At 43.8% G+C, this 21,175-nt stretch carries 16 protein-coding genes; 8 read left to right on the top strand and 8 right to left on the bottom strand.

Translation table 11 applies throughout. The features are described from left to right. Nucleotides 1–219: 219 nt before the first annotated feature. On the bottom strand, nucleotides 220–870 hold the full coding sequence (locus tag ACFSJY_RS03350; protein ID WP_386031103.1) for a DUF2726 domain-containing protein: 651 nt from the start codon (nucleotides 868–870) through the stop codon (nucleotides 220–222). Between the two features lie 185 nt (nucleotides 871–1,055). Here ACFSJY_RS03350 and ACFSJY_RS03345 point away from each other — a divergent pair, with 185 nt between their 5' ends. Continuing rightward, on the top strand, nucleotides 1,056–1,643 hold the full coding sequence (locus tag ACFSJY_RS03345; protein WP_386031101.1) for a cytochrome b: 588 nt from the start codon (nucleotides 1,056–1,058) through the stop codon (nucleotides 1,641–1,643). A 53-nt stretch (nucleotides 1,644–1,696) separates the two neighbouring features. Here ACFSJY_RS03345 and ACFSJY_RS03340 read toward each other — a convergent pair whose 3' ends face one another. From ACFSJY_RS03340 to ACFSJY_RS03330, 3 genes are all read right to left on the bottom strand, one after another. Further along, nucleotides 1,697–2,326, bottom strand: a complete 630-nt coding sequence (locus ACFSJY_RS03340) for a dUTP diphosphatase (RefSeq protein WP_386031099.1) — start codon at nucleotides 2,324–2,326, stop codon at nucleotides 1,697–1,699. 88 nt (nucleotides 2,327–2,414) lie between these two features. Next, entirely contained in the window at nucleotides 2,415–3,302 is an 888-nt protein-coding gene (locus ACFSJY_RS03335) for a prenyltransferase (protein ID WP_386031097.1), read from the bottom strand. An 81-nt stretch (nucleotides 3,303–3,383) separates the two neighbouring features. Continuing rightward, nucleotides 3,384–5,201: a DUF885 domain-containing protein gene (locus tag ACFSJY_RS03330; protein ID WP_386031095.1), complete on the bottom strand. Its 1,818-nt coding sequence runs from the start codon at nucleotides 5,199–5,201 to the stop codon at nucleotides 3,384–3,386. 277 nt (nucleotides 5,202–5,478) lie between these two features. Here ACFSJY_RS03330 and ACFSJY_RS03325 point away from each other — a divergent pair, with 277 nt between their 5' ends. Both ACFSJY_RS03325 and ACFSJY_RS03320 read left to right on the top strand, forming a co-directional pair. After that, complete coding sequence (locus ACFSJY_RS03325) at nucleotides 5,479–6,294, top strand: class II aldolase/adducin family protein (RefSeq protein WP_386031092.1); 816 nt, start codon at nucleotides 5,479–5,481, stop codon at nucleotides 6,292–6,294. 8 nt (nucleotides 6,295–6,302) lie between these two features. Next, nucleotides 6,303–7,184: a bile acid:sodium symporter family protein gene (locus tag ACFSJY_RS03320; protein ID WP_386031090.1), complete on the top strand. Its 882-nt coding sequence runs from the start codon at nucleotides 6,303–6,305 to the stop codon at nucleotides 7,182–7,184. A gap of 23 nt (nucleotides 7,185–7,207) precedes the next feature. Here ACFSJY_RS03320 and ACFSJY_RS03315 read toward each other — a convergent pair whose 3' ends face one another. Then, entirely contained in the window at nucleotides 7,208–8,107 is a 900-nt protein-coding gene (locus tag ACFSJY_RS03315; protein ID WP_386031088.1) for a LysR family transcriptional regulator, read from the bottom strand. A 118-nt stretch (nucleotides 8,108–8,225) separates the two neighbouring features. Between ACFSJY_RS03315 and ACFSJY_RS03310 the strand changes: the two genes are divergently transcribed. From ACFSJY_RS03310 to ACFSJY_RS03290, 5 genes are all read left to right on the top strand, one after another. Further along, a complete protein-coding gene (locus ACFSJY_RS03310; protein ID WP_386031086.1) occupies nucleotides 8,226–9,458 on the top strand; it encodes an acyl-CoA dehydrogenase family protein in 1,233 nt (410 codons plus the stop codon). A 15-nt stretch (nucleotides 9,459–9,473) separates the two neighbouring features. Further along, entirely contained in the window at nucleotides 9,474–10,310 is an 837-nt protein-coding gene (locus ACFSJY_RS03305; RefSeq protein ID WP_386031084.1) for an SDR family oxidoreductase, read from the top strand. Further along, nucleotides 10,300–11,370 carry a phosphotransferase family protein gene (locus tag ACFSJY_RS03300; protein WP_386031082.1) on the top strand — a complete coding sequence of 357 codons (1,071 nt, stop codon included), beginning with the start codon at nucleotides 10,300–10,302 and terminating at the stop codon, nucleotides 11,368–11,370. The genes ACFSJY_RS03305 and ACFSJY_RS03300 overlap by 11 nt, the downstream gene beginning before the upstream one ends. A 1-nt stretch (nucleotide 11,371) precedes the next feature. Further along, nucleotides 11,372–12,085 (top strand): histidine phosphatase family protein, encoded by a 714-nt coding sequence (locus ACFSJY_RS03295; RefSeq protein ID WP_386031080.1) that lies wholly within the window; start codon nucleotides 11,372–11,374, stop codon nucleotides 12,083–12,085. An 85-nt stretch (nucleotides 12,086–12,170) separates the two neighbouring features. Beyond that, the gene (locus ACFSJY_RS03290) at nucleotides 12,171–12,920 is read left to right on the top strand and encodes an SDR family oxidoreductase (RefSeq protein ID WP_386031078.1); all 750 of its coding nucleotides are present in this window, start codon (nucleotides 12,171–12,173) and stop codon (nucleotides 12,918–12,920) included. 31 nt (nucleotides 12,921–12,951) lie between these two features. Here ACFSJY_RS03290 and ACFSJY_RS03285 read toward each other — a convergent pair whose 3' ends face one another. From ACFSJY_RS03285 to gltB, 3 genes are all read right to left on the bottom strand, one after another. After that, nucleotides 12,952–14,745 (bottom strand): sensor domain-containing diguanylate cyclase, encoded by a 1,794-nt coding sequence (locus ACFSJY_RS03285; RefSeq protein WP_386031076.1) that lies wholly within the window; start codon nucleotides 14,743–14,745, stop codon nucleotides 12,952–12,954. Between the two features lie 149 nt (nucleotides 14,746–14,894). Continuing rightward, a complete protein-coding gene (locus ACFSJY_RS03280; RefSeq protein ID WP_386031073.1) occupies nucleotides 14,895–16,328 on the bottom strand; it encodes an FAD-dependent oxidoreductase in 1,434 nt (477 codons plus the stop codon). A gap of 16 nt (nucleotides 16,329–16,344) precedes the next feature. Beyond that, on the bottom strand, nucleotides 16,345–20,805 hold the full coding sequence (gene gltB, locus ACFSJY_RS03275; protein ID WP_386031071.1) for a glutamate synthase large subunit: 4,461 nt from the start codon (nucleotides 20,803–20,805) through the stop codon (nucleotides 16,345–16,347). Nucleotides 20,806–21,175 lie beyond the last annotated feature (370 nt).

Genomic DNA, 21,175 nt, shown 5'->3' with positions numbered 1-21,175 from the left:
CTTAGCAAATTTGTCTGAAAAAATAATGGCGAAATTATACGTTTAAGGCAATTTAATTAACAGCCATTGACCGCACAACATCAACAGTATTTCAAGCGGGTAGTTATGCAGACAAATATTTATCATCTTGATTTAACTGACTTTGCTTTTAAAAAAGCATAGCAATACGTATGGAACGTAGCCAGTTATGCACTGGCTACTATCAAGATTTAAGGAGTGTTAGTGCGGTAAGGCCGCCATTGATGGTGAGTTTAGTTGCGGTTGTTGCTGTGCCATTTCTTTGGCAGCCGCTTTGGTTAATACACCAGCATTGCTTTTACGTGCACGAACCATAGGCGCTGGAATCGTGGTGCCCTTGATCTTCGGTGTAGCATTTACGCTTGGTCTGCCAAGAATTTTACTCCCCAAACAAGCGCGTATTTCGTCTACGCTGTAGTTTGGTTTAACTTTGACACGAACATGTGGAATAGACGCCGCTTCTAGTGCACCACTAACAAACCAGTCTTTTTTGACTTTATAGCCACGACCATTGGTATCAACTAGGTCAACAGCACCGAGCATTCTCATGGTTTTACGGTCACAAATTACAAAGTCTAAGTACTTGTTGTTGGCGTTGGTCAATGCGGCTTGTGTCGCTTTTTTCGATACCCCTTTTCGGATATTGACGACATCGCTCAATGCAACTCGATTTAATACGCGGTAATCTGATCCCAATGCGTTTTCAACCAGATTTAGAAAGTTTTTCTCTGCAGGCGTAAATATTGCCTGACGGCTATCAAACGGGAATGGAAAGCTGTTGTCGTTTAAACGACTGGCTAACAAAGCGACTATGACAATTAAGCTGATTAAAGCGAATAAAATTAGCTCCATATACATCTCCAGCAATCAAAATTTTGACAGTTAACATTAGTTTTACTGACTAAAGCAGAAACTATGCCAGTGATCCTAGGATCATTTTTATCGATTACTTTTGTCTTCAATTACGCATCAAAAGTGGATGTTTAGCGCTGTTTGGCAAATACTGAAATGAGTTAACCACCACAAGGCTCGAAACGTTGACCTTAAAAAACACAGAAACAGCATATGGTACTGTTGCTAAATGGTTGCATTGGGGCGTCGCAGTATTATTTTTAGCGGCATATGCCAGTTATTACTATCGACATTGGTTCACTGAGAGCAAGACGCCTGAGAATATGACGGCACTGCAAATTCATTTGTCTGTCGGCATTTCTATTTTTGTGCTGGTGTTGCTACGCATCATCTGGCGAGTGATGAACGCCCAACCTAAGCCAGAGCCAGGCACAAAACTTGAACATTTAGCTGCACATCTCGGGCATTATGCCTTGTATGGGGTCATGATAATTATGCCTATAACGGGGTATTTGGGAACGGGATTAGGAGCTGACTTTTTCTTTATGTTTGAGATCCCAAAGTTTGAAGAAACATGGCTATTTAATTTTTTGGTGGTGGAACAGTTAGGAATGACGTTTAAAGAATTTGAGAAGCCTATGGATTTTATTCATAAAGATATTTTTGGTGCCTGGTTAGCATGGATTTTAATTTTGGGACACTTCTTAGCGGCGCTCTACCATCACTATGTAAAGCAAGACAATACATTGATAAAGATGACGACAGGTAAATAAAAAAGCCCGCAATAAAGCAGGCTTTTTTGGGCTAAATCGTTTGTTGGTGATTGCTAGCCTGGATAATTAGCCTTCAGGGTATTGTAGACCTGTTGTTGGAAATCTTCAGCAGCGCTATCCAGTTTTACCACTTCATCGGCCAGCACTTCGTTGTCCTCTTTTCCGTTCCACACTTTGATGTATGTCCCTTCTTTGTATCCATGATCTTGGCGGAAGAAGTTTAAGGTATTTTTACCGACGTATTGACGGAATAATTCGTCTAAGTCCATTTGCATTAAACGCATACATTGACCAAATGCTTCACCATTAAATGCCTTGTTCGTAACAGCGTCAGAGGCCAACGTTTCAAGCGCTAATTTAAAGTCTTTTTCACCACTGTCTTTTTCCACTTCAACAGCCAGGCTGTTAGCAATGTTTTCAATGGTTTCGCCCGCCATCAAACGAAGGCTTAAACCGAAGTGAAAAATGTCGACAAGCTCCAGTTGCACTTGAGGTACATCAATTTCTTGATGCTTCCACCATTTCCAGCCGTGGTGGTCGAGCATTTCTGCACACTCTACCCATATTGCGCGGTACCATTCGTATCCGTTGTCACGCCATGTTTCACTTACGCGCGTATTCATCGCGTCTTGCATGGCTAACATTTGGGTAATTTGGGTTACAGCAACTGCTTGTGTTGTCATTATCTTCTCAACTGCATAATTCACAAAGGCTATAGTGTGCCTATGTGCAAAGCCGCTTTCAACTGTTTGTCTCACTCAATGCTTGTGATCACCAAAGTGTCAACGCGATGATAAATGGTGTAACTAAACTGACCACAACATTGGTGGTAAGAAAAAAGGGTTTACTGCCAATACCTTGCCCAAATTCAAAAGCGCCTAGAATGCTGATTAAGGCAAAGGGCAGTGTGCAAAATGCCCAATAAGCGGTTTCCGGTAACACTCGTGTTTCCACGAGGAAAATGACTAGACCAAAGGCCAGCAGTACATTGGTAGTGTAGACATATGCAGATATTTTGGTGCCATAGGCAATTGGTAACGTGTTACGGCCATGCGCTTTATCAGCCATAATGTCCGGAAATTGATTTAATAACAGTAGGTTGTTGATTAATAGGAAAGGAATAGCTGCAATAGCTACCGCATCTAGCGTTATCGTGTATGTTAGCGATAGAAATGTACCTAAAATCATAATCCAAGCAAACCCAAAGCCAGGAGCAATATGGCATAGCCAAGGAAGCTTGTTCAGCGTTGATGTATATTGGTAGATAGTCACTAAGCCAGCAATACCTAAGGGAACGAGCAACCACGTTCGTGTGTAGGAGAGGTATAGGCCAATGATGACAATGAGGGCAATGGCTAGATACGCGATGGTTTTTGTCACATCGGCTGCTGAGGGTGTTGCAACCAGTGCACCACTCCCACCGCTAAAAGGCGTGCGCGTTGTGTTTAAGTCGAGGCCGCTTTTAAAATCTTGGTACTCATTGAGCATATTAACAGCGATATGTCCTAACATGGCACAAACTAGGGCAAGTGCAGCTGTTTCCATCGGTAATGGATAGCCATGATAACTGGCTAAGCCGTATGCAAGAAAAATACAGATAGGTGTAAGCAGTAAAAATGGAGGCCGCATTGTTTTAACGGTGGCGATAACGTTGTTCATATGCATTTCCCTTTTGTCCTTCTCCATTTCAACCGTTAGAAATAAAAAAGGCCAGACAATGTCTGACCTTTATACGTTGCGTTAAGTACGTTCGATGTATTGTTCGACTAATCTTTCCAGAACATCTAGCGGTACTGCGCCGTTTTTAAGAACGACATCGTGGAAATCGCGTAAATCAAAACGGTCACCTAGCACATCTTTGGCGCGCTGGCGTAGCTCTAGTATCTTCATCATACCTACCTTGTAAGCGGTTGCTTGGCCAGGCATGACTATATAGCGCTCAATTTCTGAGACTACGTCGCTTTGCGCCATACCGGTATTTGCTTTCATGTAATCAATCGCTTGCTCACGTGTCCAGCGCTTAGCATGAATACCAGTGTCCACCACTAAGCGAACAGCGCGGAATAGCTCTGCTTGTAAGCGACCGATATTGTCGAAAGGGTTTTCTTGGAAACCAAGCTCCCAAGCTAAGTATTCGGTGTACAACGCCCAACCTTCGGTATATGCCGTGAATGGAGATATACGGCGAATAAATGGCATACCTTCTAATTCCATCGAAATGGCAATTTGGAAATGATGACCCGGAATACCTTCGTGATATGCCAAGGTACGCATGCTGTATGTTGGCGTCGCTTTGATGTCATATAGGTTTGCGAAGAAACGCCCTGGACGACTGCCATCAATTGCTGGTTGTTGATAATACGCACCAGGTGAGGTTTTCTCTTTAAACTCTGGAATACGTACGACTTCCATGCCTGCTTTCGGACGTATACGGAAGGCATTGTCGAGGTTGCCGTCGATCTCGTCTAAGATTTTTTGGTAATCTTTTAATATTTGAGCGCGGCCTTCATCCGAATCTTCGTAGTAAAAGCGTTCGTCAGCGGCAAGCGCCTCAATAGCGGTTGTAAAGCCTTGGCTAATGTCATAACCCTCCGCTTCTAAGATCGCTAGAATTTCTCCCTGGATGCGGTCTACTTCAGCAAGTCCAATATTGTGAATTTCATCAGCGGTGTAGTCTGTTGTGGTAAACAGTTTTAGTGCCATTTCATATGCTTTGTCACCGTCAGGTAAATGCCATAGTCCATCGTCTGTTCCTGCGCGTGTTTTCACGCGATCAAAATACTCTATCAACAAGTCATAAGCCGGATAAACATATTGCTTAATGTTATCTTCAGCAGACGCTAACAAACGTGACTTTTCATTTGCAGGTATTTCAACCGCTTCATTCATTTTCCTCTCTAAAGAGGTGAAAAGAATGTTTTCTTGTGGCGGTGTGTTAACAAAATTTGTCATCTCTTCTAATACCCGATCAATGACAAATCGCGGTGGCAATATTCCTTTTTCTTCTCGTAGTTGAATGCCCGCAAGTGTTTGCGCAAACTTAACGCGCACACCTTCTAATCGTGACAGATAGTTTTCAGCATCTTCAACTGTGTGCACTTGGTGTTGTGCTTCCATAAAGCTTGGATAGCCATTTTGAACACCAAACAACTGGTTAACTGGATAGTTGTGATAGCGGAAAGGTTCCGACGCTTCGCCAAATTCTAAAAGATATAAGGTAATTTCTTTTGATAGGCGGTCTTGCTCAGAAAGACTATCGTCGTCATAGCTTAACAGTACCTCTTTAATCGCAGGCAACTTGGCATAAAGTTCGTCTGTACGCTCAGGACTGTTATCATCTAACTGTGCATTATGATCTTTAATGCCTAGAGACTCTAAAAAGCCAAGCGACGTTAATGTTTCCGGGCTTTCAAACGCAAACTTGATCAAGGTGCGATCAAGAAATGCTCTAAAGATAAAAGGTTTTTCGGCTTTCCATTCGTGTGCAGCAAATGCGCCTGCAAGCACCAGTAAAACTAGTAAACCTATGAATAGTCGTTTAAAAAGTTTTTTTATCATGCCCATAAGTAGATGATCTTCTTGTTATTGTTACATTTCAAGATTAACACCGAAGGCAGCAATAAAACAGGTGTTTTAGAAAGGCGCGTAAAACCCTTAGTTGTTCATAGTTGTCGATGCATAAAAGAGTGACATAACTGATATCTATAATGAACAAAGCCCTTCTTTCTATGCACTGTATTTATGGTTGTCTATCAATTTGTATCATTTGTATTAATTCTTGAGCTTTTTAGTATCGGGTTAACGTGAAATTTTGATCCGATAAAGGGAGAGCACCATGACTGCTTTTGAAAAACCTAATGAAGCAACTATTGCTTCAATGACTCGAGGCAGCGATAAATTCACCGTTGCTCAGCCGCCTCAATTTTCTGATAAAAAAGAACAGCAACAATACGAAAAGCAAAGACTGGCTGCAGCATTCAGAATATTTGCCATGAAAGGTTTTGACGAGGGACTAGCTGGACATATCACATTACGTGATTGTATTGACCCAGACACGTTTTGGGTTAATCCACTTGCTATTCATTTTGCGCATATTAAAGCGTCTGATCTGGTGCGCGTAAGCCATCAAGGGGAGATTGTTGAAGGACATCACCCAATCAACAATGCTGCTTTTGCGATTCATTCCCGTATTCATATGGCAAGACCCGACGTGAATGCCGTAGCGCATGCCCATACTGTATATGGTCGAGCTTTTTCTGCACTAGGGCAACGCTTGCAACCTATCTCACAAGATGCTTGTATGTTCTACAACAATCATGCGTTATTTGCTGAATTTACCGGTGTGGTCTCTGCAACGGAAGAGGGCGACCTTATTGCAGGTGCATTAGAGAATAACATGGCGGTTATTTTGCAAAATCATGGTTTGCTGACGACAGGTAAAACGGTCGATGCAGCAGCAGCGAATTTCGTACTCATGGACAGCTGCTGTCAGAGCCAGCTGCTAGCGCAAAGTGCTGGCGAGCTGACACTGGTGCCTGATGCAATTGCACAGCAAACTCAACGTATCAATGGCTCTGACTTGGTGACGTGGGGGAACTTCCAACCTATGTACATGCAGGTCTTGGCACAAGATGACAGCTTTTTAGATTAAGAAAAATTATGCAGGCAAGTGTTTTTACCGAGATTATGTTACCGCTAGCGTTAGCCTTTATCATGTTTGGCATGGGGTTAGGGCTGCAACGTCAAGATTTCACCCGCTTATCCCAATCACCTAAATTGGTTATTGCGGGTCTTTTTGGCCAAATAGTGCTGCTTCCGGCCATTGCATTTGCCCTCGTTTTTGTTTTTTCTTTGCCAGCAGAGTATGCCGTAGGGCTAATTATTTTAGCGGCATGCCCTGGTGGCACTATGTCCAATGTATTGAGCCAACTGGCTAAAGCTAATTTAGCCTTATCTATTACACTAACGGCTTTTGCTACGTTAATTTGCATATTTACTTCACCCTTACTGATCGTGGGTAGCTTGCAGTACTTCGTGCCGGAACGGGCAAATGACGTATCACTGTTCAATATTAGTCTGTCGATTCTGCTGATAACACTGGTCCCTGTCGGCTTAGGCATGTTGATGCGAGTTCGCTTTGACAAACAAGCACAGAGGTTGCTGCCATATTTTCAACGCTTGTCGATGACATTTTTGGTCGTTATGGTCATCGCCATTGTTGTCAAAGAGTGGCAGGCATTAAATCTAGTACTGGCAAGCCTGTTTTGGTCAACACTCTTACTGAATGTATTGGCTACAGCGGTGGGTGTTTTTCTAGCTGTACTTGCTGGTGGTGATTTAGCTGGGCGGTTAACGTTGGGTATAGAGGTAGGAATTCAGAATGCATCTATGGCTATGTTAATCGCTATTTCGCTGCTTAACTACAGTGAACTTGCCGTGCCTGCTGGCATTTATGGCTTAACCATGTACTTGGGTACTGGTATTTTACTGTTGGTGAACAAAAGTGCGAAACGCCGTTCGGCAGCGGCTATAAGCAGTTAATGCTAAAAAATCGATTGTTCTTGCTAATACAACACTGATGTAATTTGCGAACGCATCCAACTAAGCGCTTCATTTTCAACAGTATGCTCATGCCAATATAAATGGGTTTCACTGGCGGGGATTGATACCGGCAGCGAAAACATGACGGTTCGTTCACTCAGGTATTTACTCGCTATGAGCTTGGGCAACGTAAGCAATAAAGCTGACTGCTCAACGATGTCAACAGCCGCCTGATAGCTTTGACAACGAATCCGTATATCTCGATTAATGCCCTGTTGTAACAGGGCAAAATCTTCAATGACCCTGCCCGATGGTCTGCTTGATACCACAATGTGTTGGCTGGCCAAGTATTGGCGTCGTGATATTGCCTCAACATGTGTCGAGGATGCTAGAACACAGAAATCATCTTGGGACAGTTTACTGTGCTGAATAGGCGACTTCATAGGCCTTGCAATATCAATGGCAAGATCTACCTCTCCAGAACTCAGCTGACGAGCCAGTAACTCTCGGTTCAAAGCGACACTCGTCAAATTCGCTTTTGGTACAAGTGGCGCAATTTGATTGACCAGAACAGGAATAATAAGTGGTTCTAATGCGTCATGAATAGCTATCTTAAAGGTCTGTTCGGTTGTCTCTGGTGAGAACTCCCCGCACTGCTGCAAAATTTGCTTTAAACGAGTCAGTGTATCAATGAGTTGTGGTGCCATTCGCTCACATGCGGGCGTTGGCTTCATTTGTTGGCCTTGTCTCACAAATAGCGGGTCGTTCAAAGTATTACGAAGTCTTTTCACGGCATGACTAACGGCAGACGGGGTAATGAACAAGGCTCTAGCCGTTGCCGACATATTCCGCTCTACATACAAAGATTCAAATATTTTCAGCAAGTTAAAATCAAGTTTTTGGATATCTTTTGATGCCGGCATGTCACGTATCTTTATGAATTATATTCATAGTATGGTAGCAAATACTTTCATTATGTTCATTGTTGTTGACGGGTTATGCTAGTCAATAACATGCTAATGACTCAATGGAGTGGCAGATATGAATTTTGAACACAGTGAATTATCCCAACAGTACCTCGATAAAGTGTCTGAGTTTATGCAGACCAAGGTACTCCCGAAAGAAGCCGAAATATTGGCACAAAACCGAAAAATCAATGAACACGGCGACTGGCGTCAGTGGCAAGTGCCGACTGCAGCAAAAGCCTTAAAACAAGAAGCCAAAGCAGCTGGTTTATGGAATTTGTTTTTGCCAGATAGTGAGCTTGCACAAGGCCTATCATGTGTTGACTATGCGCCACTTGCTGAAGCCATGGGTCATAGTTTAATTGCACCCGATATTTTTAACTGTAATGCGCCGGATACGGGCAATATGGAAGTGCTTTACCACTTTGGGTCAAAAGCCCAGCAAGAACAATGGCTTAAACCGCTTTTGTCTGGTGAAATTCGGTCAGTGTTTGGGATGACAGAGCCGGACGTTGCTTCTTCTGATGCCACCAATATGGCAGCGACGATAGAAGATGCCGGCAACGATGTGATTGTAAATGGTCGTAAGTGGTGGACTACAGGGCTTGGCCATCCTGATGCAAAAGTGGCCATTGTGATGGGGTTGTCCAACCCTGACGCAGAGAAGCATCAGCGTCATTCCATGGTGCTCGTACCGCTTGACAGTCAAGGCTTAACTATCGACCGAATGCTTCGTGCATATGGTGATTATGATGCACCTTATGGGCATGGAGAAATGACATTAGATAACGTTCGTGTGCCAAAAGAGAACGTCATTATGGGGCTTGGTAAAGGGTTTGCGATTGCCCAAGGTCGACTCGGTCCGGGTCGTATTCACCACTGCATGAGAGCTATTGGTGCTGCAGAGCGAGCACTTAAGTTAATGATAGAGCGTGGTCAACAACGCGTTGCGTTTGGCAAGCCGACGATTAAGTTAGGTGGCAATTTAGAGCGTGTAGCACAAGCGCGTATGATGATAGATCAAGCCCGTCTTTTAACCTTAAATGCAGCCTGGAAAATCGATAATCTGGGGGTTAAGCAGGCCATGACAGAAATTTCAGCTATCAAGGTCGTTGTGCCTAACATGCTGCAACAAGTCGTTGATATGGCATTACAAGTTCATGGTGGCGGTGGCATGTGTGATGACTTTCCGCTGGCGGGGTTTGCGGCGATGGCAAGAAGTCTCAGGCTTGCGGATGGCCCAGATGAGGTGCATATGGGCATGGTGTCGCGTTTAGAACTCGCCAAATATAAACCTAAGCAACGCTAAAGGTTGGACGCAGAGATGGAACATAACTATGTCATTGTCACAGGTGGTGCTTCTGGGCTGGGTAAGGCATTAGCCGAGCGCTGGGCCAAAGCGGGTGCCAGTGTTTGTATTGCTGATATCAATGATACTGCTGGGCAAGCGTTGGTCGCATCATTGAATGAACTCAATGGTAGCAACAGTAGCACACATTTTTACGCGAACTGTGATGTCACTAAAGTCAAAAGCATTCAGCACCTCAAAGAGGTTGCCATAGCAAAGTGGGGACGCATCGATTTAGTGGTGAATAATGCTGGTGTTGCCACGGCTGATAAGCTCGAAGATGAACCACTAAGTCAATGGCAGTGGGTATTTGATATTAATTTGTTTGCTATGGTACGAGTGAGTCAAGAATTTACCACTGTCTTCAAAAAACAAGGACGTGGACACTTTCTTAATGTTGCCTCTCAAGCAGGGATTACACCAATCCCCTATATGGCTAGCTACAATGCCTCAAAGGCTGCTTTGGTCAGCCTATCTGAGACGATGCGATTAGAACTGGCTGATTTTAATATTGGGGTGAGCGTGCTATGTCCTGGTTTTTTCAAAACCAATTTAGGAATGAGCTTGAAAACCAAGTCTGGTGCGATGCGAAAAATGCTGGACAGAGTGTTTGAAAAAGCTGAATTAACGGCTGACGAAGTCGCGGACATTAGCTTTGAGAGGGTAAGTCGTAACGATTTTATGATAGTCACGCACCCAGCGGGACAAAAAGCCTATCGACTTAAACGTTTTTTACCGACAAACTGGTATTTGAATTCCGTGTTAAAACAAACAACTAAATTAAGACAACGGGTTAGCGCAGATGAGCAGTGAAGTATTAGATAAAGCCAAAGCGGTTCGCAGCGGTGAAGAACTACCAGTAGAAACGGTAGATGCTTGGCTAAAAAAACAAGATGACACGTTAACAGGCCAACCCCAAGTTACCCAATACAGTGGTGGGGCGTCTAACTGGACCTATTGTTTAGAGTATCCTGAAAAATCACTTATTTTACGTCGTGCTCCCCGAGGTACAAAGGCTAAAGGTGCTCATGATATGGGACGAGAGTATCGCTTACAAAAAGCTCTCAAGCCCGTATATAGCTATGTACCTGAAATGGTCGCCTTATGCGATGATCCGAGCGTGCTGGAAAGTGAATTCTATGTCATGGAAAAGCTCACAGGTATTATTCCGCGTAAAAACATGCCTAAAGGCTTGAAGTTGTCGACTGCGCAAACGAAGCAGCTTTGTACCAATGTGCTCGATTGTTTGATTGAGTTGCACAGTGTAGATGTTGAGGCCGCTGGTTTAAATCATTTAGGTAAAGGTAGTGGCTACACACAACGTCAAATTGATGGCTGGTGCGAGCGCTATGCAAAAGCAAAAACGTGGAATGTACCATCAGGCAAGAAAGTGATGCACTGGTTGCAACAAAATATGCCCAGTGATGAACGTATATGCTTAACGCACAATGACTTTCGATTTGATAACGTCATCCTCAGCGAAAATGAACCAACCAAAGTCATTGGTGTGCTTGACTGGGAGCTTGCTACGCTTGGTGACCCATTGATGGATTTAGGCAATAGTCTTGCTTATTGGGTGGAAGCTGATGATGATTTTATGGCGCAAAATACAAGGCGTCAGCCCACCCATTTACCCGGTATGTTTTCTCGTCGACAAGTTATCGATTACTACTGCAAAAAAATGGCAATCGATATTGAATCGTTCACCTTTTATGAGGTCTACGGTCTGTTCCGGTTAGCGGGAATAGTGCAGCAAATTTATTACCGCTACCACCATAAACAAACACGTAACCCTGCATTCAAAAACTTTTGGCTATTCAGTCATTATTTGCTGTGGCGATGCAATAAAGCGATAAAAAATCAAGGAAAATAGTATGGGCAGCATTTACTTGGTTAGGCACGGGCAAGCAGGTTTTGGTCAGCAAGACTACGATATCTTAACCGAAATCGGTGTTTCACAAGCTGAGACTCTAGGCCACCATTTCAACGCTCGACAGCTGCGTGCTGGAAGGGTCATTAGCGGTACTATGACGCGTCACTTGCTGACAAAGCAACATGCTTTGTCGCACTGGGGCGATTCGGTAAATGGAGGAGAGTCGTTTACTGAACAACAACATGAAGGTTGGAATGAGTTCGATCATCAAAATGTGCTACAAGTGTTAGACCCAGCTTTTGCAGATCCAGAAGCAATGGTGGCACAGTTTAATCAACATCAAGATAAGACTCTGCAATTTGTGAAAGTGTTTTCGAGTGCTCTTAAACGTTGGCAAAGTGGAGATTTTGATGACGAATACAATGAGGCGTGGCACGTATTTTTTACTCGTGTGACCGACGCTTTCAGGCAGCTGTGTGATGAACTTCCTGCAAAAGAAAATGCCGTTGTGTTTACGTCGGGTGGTGTAATCGCTGCTTTGCTTGTATCGCTATTGAATGTACCAGATGAGAACTTTATGCGCATTAACATGAACGTAGCTAACGCGAGCGTTACCGAAATAAAAGTGTCGCGTTTTGGGGCCATGTTACATCGGTTTAATGATTACAGCGCAATGGAGTTATCCGGTCACCATGAGCTCGTTACTTTTAAATAAGTCAGCATATGATATTAGCAGAGAACATGGTTCACAGAGTCTCTAGAACGAAACAATAAGAAAAGAATACTAAGAAGAAAAGACTATGAGCAGACAAAATATATTAATTACCGGTGCGAGTTCTGGCTTGGGTAAAGAAATGGCCAAGCAATTCGCTAAGCTAGGGCGAAATTTAGCGCTATGTGCGCGCCGTGTTGAACGATTAGAAACGCTAAAAGCCGAACTTTTGTCAATTAACCCGAACATCCAAGTGTTGATCAAGTCACTCGATGTGAATGACCATGATGCCGTTTTTACTGTCTTTGGCGAATTTAAGCAGGAACTTGGTTCGCTTGATCGCGTTATTGTTAATGCCGGAATGGGGAAGGGGGCATCGATAGGTACTGGCTTTTTTCATGCAAACAAACAAACGGCTGAGACAAACTTTGTTGCTGCCATCGCGCAATGTGAGGCAGCTATGGAAATATTCAGAGAGCAGAATGCTGGACACTTAGTCACAATTTCTTCAATAAGCGCCGTTCGTGGATTCAGGCGAGCAATGACTGTTTATGCGGCAACCAAGGCAGCGCTCACCAGTTTATCTGAAGGCATACGCATCGATGTGATGGGCACACCAATTAAAGTAAGCTGTATTCACCCTGGCTTTATACGTAGTGAAATTAATGAAACAGTGGAAAAAGTGCCCTTTATTGTCGATACAGAAACTGGCTGTCGAGCCATGGTTAACGCTATAGAGAAAGAAAAGGCTAACGCTTTTGTACCAAGTTACCCGTGGGCATTGTTGCATTGGGTTCTACGTATTTTGCCGAGCAGTTCGTTGCGTAAAATGAGCTAAGAGCGTTAAAAGATGAGATGTCATCTCGTCTCTATTTCTTTTTGTTAGATTTATGATCGAGGAGGCTAGTGACATTGGTTGCTTCCTCTTTATATTTCACTACGGTATTCCGACCTTCTCTTTTGGCCTCATAAAGTGCTTTATCTGCTTTATTAATGAGCTTATTGGCTTTTATGCCTTTGAGATCATCAGTAATGGCATAACCAACACTCACAGTAATCACACCTGATGAACCAATGCCACTTCGCTGATGTGGAATAGCCATTTCACGAATGCTTGCACAAATAGTTTCCGCCGCATACTTAACATAGTCTTCTGTGGTGTTGCTGAGCATGACAATAAATTCTTCACCACCATAACGGGCAATAATGTCACTAGGGCGCTTGGTGATGTTAATTTCTTTGAGTTTGCTGCCAACGTTTTGTAAGCATAAATCACCCGACAGATGACCATAAAAGTCGTTGTATTGTTTAAAGTAGTCGATATCTAGGATGATGATGGCAATCGACCTATTGTCACGTAAACATCGTTGCCACTCTAAGCTGTATTGCGTGTCGAAGTGGCGGCGGTTACTCAGCCCGGTCAAACTGTCGGTGATCACGAGTACTTCAAGCTCTTGGTTCGCGCGTGAAAGCTCCTCTTTGGCTTGTTCTAAGTCTTGGGTGCGGTCTGAAATACGTTGCTCAAGGCTAGCGTTTGCTTGCATGATTTTACGTTGATGTAATCGCTGAGTGACAATAAAAAATTTGAGTAGAAACACGCATAGCAATGACGTAATCGAAATCAGAGTGAGCAGGGTATTACGTGTTTTGTAGTAGGGCTGAAGTGCTTCTTCGACATTTATTTCAGTGGCAATACCGAATTGATAATCGGGCTCCCATAACCAAGCGCCAAAGACCAATACACCGCGGTAATCTCGATAGCCATCAACATTAATACCACTGCGCCCAGCTATTGCTTCGCTCGCCATTAAGGTCATCGGCATGTCATGATAGCTAAGACGTGGCTTGTAGCCTTGCGTTAGATCTCCTCCAGGGTCTTTCAGTAGAATATTCTCATCTGATTTACCGCTAAAACCCACAATGTTGATGCGACGCAACTGTGCGATAAAGCGACTGTCCGTCAGTAGTCTTCCCTTCGAGTCAAAAGCATAAGTTTCACCTGTTTCGCCAACTCGGCCGAGGGTGGTGATGTTGGTGAAATAACTTTTAGGGTTGATGCGTAACGCTATAGCTGCAATGACTTCAACACGACTATTGAAGATTGGCGCAATAATAAACATGCGGGTGTCGTAGGTTCTGTTGTTGACGACTAGTTCACTGCCGTAGTTAATGACGGGTGGAACAAACACGGTTTGGCCTGAAAACACTTTGGCTAAATGCTCAGGTGCTTGTACAGCCATGATATTTTGGCTGCCAAGGGCGGCATTACGCATCGAGGCAATGTTGGTATAGTCCGGCGCGATAATATAAAAATCATTATCACTAAAATTTTCTAACACCGGGTTCATAAATTGGCGAATGGCCATTAATGCATCGCTTTTAACAATAGGCGCTTTTTGTTGATATTCACTAACTAACTGCTGAGAAAGTTGCATGAAACTTTCATTTTCAGAGACGCTTTCGATGGTGTAACGGCGCTGCTCTAACAGAATATGATGAGCCTCTTGAACGGTAAGTAGCAATGTTTGCAGGTTATCGCGGATTTGCTCGGCACTGCTTTTTTTTATTTGTTGGAGCGCGAAGTAAGTGAATGCAACAACAGCACTCATAAAAATGCCAATAATCGCTACAGCTAGGATTAATTGTCGTTTAGATTGTCTCACGCGCCACCACAAATACTTCGACATGCAAACTAAATTATAGCAATTGTTGCATTTGTGTAACATCACCTAACATCAAAAAGTGGCGAAAAAAAAGGCTGTGCAGTGCATAGCCTTTGATTTTTTTTAATTTTTATTGTTTATAGTTTGGCCTATACCGCGATGACTTGCTCTGCATATAGGTAGTCAAGAATACCTAACGCTGCTTTTCGGCCCTGATCAATTGCGGTTACCACGAGGTCCGAACCCAACACCATATCACCACCGGCAAAGATATTTGTTGCGCTGGTTTGCAAAGCAAATTGGCTATTATCAGTCGCGATAACACGGCCTTTAGCGTCTACTTCTACACCAGCATCTTTCATCCATTGCGGTGGGCTAGGTAAGAAACCAAAGGCGATAACAACGGCGTCAGCTTCCATCACAAACTCGCTGCCTTCAATAGGCTCTGGGCTACGTCGGCCATTAGCGTCTGGTGCGCCCAATTGCGTTTTTACGAATTTAACGCCAATCGCTTTACCGTTTTCATCAACGGCAACGTCAAGTGGCTGAAGGTTAAACTGAAAGTTCACACCTTCTTCTTTGGCGTTTTGTACTTCGCGTGGTGAGCCAGGCATATTCGCCTCGTCTCGGCGGTAAGCACAGGTTACTTCTGCTGCACTTTGACGAACAGAGGTACGTACACAGTCCATCGCAGTATCACCACCACCCAAAACAACGACCTTTTTACCTTCGAAGTTTACGTAAGGCTTAGCACCTTCGGTGACACCCATAATGTGTTGTGTGTTGGCAATCAAAAAGTCCAAGGCATTGTATACACCCGGCGCTTTTTCGTTGTCGAAACCGCCTTCCATATCAGTGTATGTACCAAGCCCTAAGAAAACCGCGTCATACTCGTTAGTTAGACTTTCAAAGGTTACATCAACACCTACATTTGTATTTAGGCAGAACTCAATGCCCATACCTTCAAATATTTTACGGCGACGAACAATAACGTCTTTTTCTAGTTTAAATGCAGGGATACCAAACGTGAGTAAACCACCGATTTCTGAATGCTTATCGTAAACTACACAATCGACACCGTTACGCGTTAAAACGTCAGCACAAGCTAAACCGGCTGGACCTGCGCCAACAATAGCAACGCGTTTACCTGTTTTTACAACATGAGAAAGGTCTGGCGTCCAACCTTGCTCAAAGGCTGTGTCAGTGATGTACTTTTCGATGTTACCGATAGTGACCGCACCAAACTCATCATTCAATGTACAAGCAGACTCGCAAAGTCTATCTTGTGGGCACACACGACCACACATTTCAGGCAAACTGTTTGTTTGATGACAAAGCTCAGCCGCCTCAAAAATCTTCCCTTCAGTGACTAACTCCAACCATTGCGGAATATAGTTGTGAACCGGACATTTCCACTCACAGTAAGGGTTACCGCAGTCAAGACAACGATCTGCTTGTCCTTGGCTTTGTTCATTGCTTAATGGGTGATAAATTTCAACGAAATCAATTCTTCGTTCGTCTATCGACTTCTTAGGCGGATCAATACGCTTTACGTCGATAAATTGATAAACATTTTTGCTCATAATTCTTATACCTCGACTATTGCGCTTGAACACGTAATTCTGCTGATGATCGGCTTTTGTGACCCAACAGTGCCTTCACGTCAGTAGATTTTGGTTTAATTAATTTAAACTTAGGAGCGTATTCGGCGAAATCTTTCAAAATCGCTTGTGCGCGCAAGCTGCCGGTTTCTTCAAAATGTTGGTTGATAATGCCGCGCAGGTGTTCTTGGTGAATCACTAAGTCTTCGATATCTAGCATCTCGATTGATTCATTGTTCAAGCGTGCCGATAAGTCATCTGATTCATCAAGTACGTAAGCAAAACCGCCTGTCATGCCTGCGCCAAAATTTAGGCCTACTTGACCAAGCACAGTAACAATACCACCTGTCATGTATTCACACGTGTGGTCACCTGTTCCTTCAACAACGGCATGTGCACCAGAGTTACGAACACCGAAACGTTCGCCGGCACGGCCACAAGCGAATAACTTACCGCCAGTCGCACCGTATAGGCAGGTGTTACCCATTATCATGGTCTCATGCGTTTCGTACTCAACACCTTTAGGTGGTTTGATCGTCAGTTTACCGCCGGTCATACCTTTACCAACATAATCATTGGCATCACCGGTTAAGGTCATTTCCAAACCGCCTGCGTTCCAAACACCAAAACTTTGACCAGCAGTACCTTTTAAGTGGATCTTAATTGGGCTACTTGCCATGCCTTGGTCGCCATGCTGTTTGGCAATTTCACCAGACAGTGCTGCACCAACAGAACGGTCAGTATTGTTGATGTTGAAGCGATATTCGCCACCTGTTTTATGGGCAACAGCATCTATGGTTGCCGCTACCATTTGTTGATTTAGCTGTGCTTCATCAAATGGCACGTTTTCTTCGGTTTGATGTAGTGCAGTGTTTGGACCTGCAACAACAGGAGCAATGATTGGTGATAAGTCTAACTTTTGTTGCTTAGCACTAATGCCCTCAAGTTGCACGAGTAAATCTGTTCGGCCAATAATCGCTGTTAAGCTTTCTACACCAAGCTTGGCTAGAATTTCACGCACATCTTGTGCAACGAATTTAAAGTAATTCATCACTTGTTCTGGCAAGCCTTTGAAGAACTCTTCGCGCAACACTTCATCTTGCGTTGCAACGCCTGTAGCACAGTTGTTTAAGTGACAGATACGCAGGAATTTACAGCCCAACGTGACCATTGGTGCTGTGCCAAAACCGAAGCTTTCCGCCCCTAGAATTGCCGCTTTAACAATGTCTAAACCTGTCTTTAAGCCGCCATCAACTTGTAGTCGAACTTTATGACGTAGCCCGTTATCAACCAGTGATTGGTGTGCTTCAGCTAAGCCAAGCTCCCATGGACACCCGGCATATTTAACAGACGTCAGCGGGCTTGCACCAGTACCACCATCGTAGCCTGAAATGGTGATGAAGTCGGCGTACGCTTTTGCCACACCTGAAGCGATTGTGCCAACACCTGGCCCTGAAACCAGTTTTACAGAAATTACTGCTTTAGGGTTAACCTGTTTTAAATCAAAAATTAGCTGTGCTAAATCTTCAATCGAGTAAATATCGTGGTGTGGCGGCGGTGAAATTAAGGTTACGCCCGGTACTGAAAAGCGTAACTTCGCGATCAGAGGAGTTACTTTGTCGCCTGGTAACTGACCACCTTCACCTGGTTTAGCACCTTGCGCTACTTTAATTTGCAGTACATCTGCATTGACTAAGTAGTGCGGTGTAACACCGAAGCGACCTGATGCAATTTGCTTGATACGTGAATTCTTCACTGTACCAAAGCGGCGTTCGTCTTCACCACCTTCACCTGAATTCGAGAAGCCACCAAGGCGGTTCATCGCAATAGCGAGTGCTTCATGGGCTTCAGGGCTTAGCGCACCAATCGACATAGCGGCACTGTCGAAACGTTTGTATAGTTCAGTGTCGGATTCTACTTTGCTAATATCAATCGCTTGTGTGTCATCTTTCAATGCCAGTAAATCACGTAGTGTTGCTACAGGGCGATTATTTACTTCATCTGCAAACTTACGATAGTCATTGTATTCACCAGACTGAACGGCGTCTTGAAGATGCTTAACCACATCTGGGTTAAAGGCATGATATTCGCCGCCATGCACATATTTCAATAAGCCGCCGTGATCGACTTTTTGATGCGGTAAGAAGGCACGTCGAGCTAAGTTTATGTTGTCTTGTTCAATGTCGTTAAAGTCTGCACCTTCAATACGGCTTGGGATATCAGGGAAGCATAGCTCCATGATTTTGCTGTTTAAGCCAACAACTTCAAACAGGCCGGCACAGCGGTAACTAGCGATAGTTGAAATACCCATCTTAGATAGGATCTTCAATAAACCTTTGTTGATACCGTTTCGGTAATTCACAATGGCTTCGCGCGCAGGTAAATCGATTTGTCCTTTCTCTACCATTTGCTCAATAGTTTCAAATGCTAGGAACGGGTAGATAGCTGTCGCACCCAAACCAAGCAATACGGCAAATTGATGAGAATCGCGTACAGACGCTGTTTCAACGATGATATTTGAGTCACAACGGAGTTGTTGTTCTACCAAACGCTTTTGGACTGCACCCACAGCCATCGCCGCAGGAATTGGTAGTAAGCCAGGGTGAATCTGACGGTCTGACAGGACTAAAATGACCGTGTTTTTGTTACGAACCAAGTCTTCAGCTTCATCACACAAGCGAAGAATCGCAGCCTCTAACCCTTCATCTGGGTCATAATTTAGCGTCAGCGTGTCACTGCGATAGTGTTCTTGATCAAGTTCACGGAGTTGTTTTAATCCGGTGTACATCAATACTGGCGTTTCAAAGCCAATTCGATCAGCGTGGCCCGTTGTTTCGTTAAACACGTTATGTTCACGACCAATAATGGTACCAAGCGACATCACGTAACGTTCACGCAATGGGTCAATTGGTGGGTTAGTTACTTGCGCGAATTGCTGACGGAAGTAGTCGAATAGGGTACGTGGTTTACTTGATAACACGGCCATTGGCGTATCATCACCCATTGAGCCTGTCGCTTCTTGGCCATTTTCCGCGAGCGTTTTAACGACTTGATTGATCTCTTCATAACTGTAATTAAATAGCTTGTGATACTGCGCCATTTCAGCGTCGTTAAATACGCGAGTGCCGATAAGATTTGCTTCTAGTTGGTCAAACGGCACCAACTTACGAATGTTTTTATTCAGCCATTCACGATAAGGATGACGGACTTTCAGCTCGTTATTGATATCTTCTGAATTAAAAATCTTACCGGTGTAGGTATCGACAGCAAGCATTTCACCAGGCCCAACTCGGCCTTTCTCTAACACTTCGTCTTCGCCGTAATCCCAAATCCCTACTTCCGATGCCAATGTAATAAAGCCGTCTCGGGTAATAACATAGCGAGCAGGGCGTAAGCCATTTCGGTCAAGGTTACAGGCAACATGGCGACCGTTGGTCATTACGATGCCTGCTGGGCCATCCCAAGGCTCCATATGCATCGAGTTAAACTCATAGAATGCTTTTAAGTCGTCATCCATCTTTGGATTGTTTTGCCATGCCGGTGGCATAAGCAAACGCATCGCGCGATATAAATCCATGCCGCCTGCTAAGAATAGCTCAAGCATATTATCAAGCGATGATGAATCTGAACCGCTTTCATTAACGAAAGGTGCAGCATCCTGTAAGTCTGGTAGTAATGGTGACTGGAATCGGTAAGTACGAGCGCGTGCCCATTGACGGTTACCTTTAATGGTATTGATTTCACCATTGTGCGCTAAATAGCGGAACGGTTGAGCAAGGTGCCATTGTGGAGAGGTATTTGTCGAAAAACGTTGGTGGAAAACACAAATTGCACTTTGTAAGCGGATATCAGCCAAGTCTAAATAGAAGTTTGGCAGATCTACCGGCATCATTAAGCCTTTGTAGATGGTCACCAAACAAGACAGGCTGGCAATATAAAAGCGCTCTTCCGTGATACGTTTCTCTGCGCGGCGGCGAGCCATATATAGTCGACGTTCTAGGTCGCGATTACGCCATCCTGGAGGAGCATCTACAAATACTTGTTCAATTGCTGGTAAGTTACTCGCTGCTATTGGACCAAGAATTGATTTATCAGTTGGTACAACACGCCAACCAACAATGGTTAATGTTTCTTTCTTTAACTCTTCTTCGAAAATTCGTTTTGTTTGTGCCGCAATTTCTGGATCAGGGTTTAAGAACACCATACCAACACCGTACTTGCGACCCAATTGCCAGCCTTGTTCTTCGGCTATAGCGCGGAAAAAGGTATCAGGCTTTTGCATTAACAGGCCACAACCGTCACCTGTTTTACCATCGGCAGCTATACCGCCGCGGTGCTGCATACGATCAAGCGCACTAATTGCCGTTTTGATCAGTTTATGACTTGCTTCACCTTTTTGGTGCGCAATTAAACCAAAACCACAATTGTCTTTCTGTGAAGACGGATCATATAGCTGCATCTTTGTTCTCCAAGCATTTATTATTCGCAGATACAAGGTAATGGGTATGAATAAAACGAGAAGTATAGTGAATAAATATACCCATTTTCGCCCAAAGCGAACCAACAACACTATCGACAAAAATAAGCTTCGTCAACAATTATAGAGTATTTGCTCGTAATAAAATTTCATAACTTAGCGCTTTTTTATACATGAATGCGCCAAACTAAAGCATTGATGAGTAAAAAGTTGAATAAATGGTCAATATTGATGCAGCTGTCGTCAGACTTTGGTCTATCATATGTAATAAAATTACAGTTTAGCTATTCTGCTATACGAATAGTCATTATCAGGTTGGTGAATAAAGAATTAAATTTTATTCAGTGGGGTG

The sequence above is a fragment of the Thalassotalea euphylliae genome (assembly GCF_042682785.1).
Classification (GTDB): Bacteria; Pseudomonadota; Gammaproteobacteria; order Enterobacterales; family Alteromonadaceae; genus Thalassotalea_F; species Thalassotalea_F euphylliae.
This window is presented reverse-complemented; position numbering and strand designations above follow the sequence as displayed.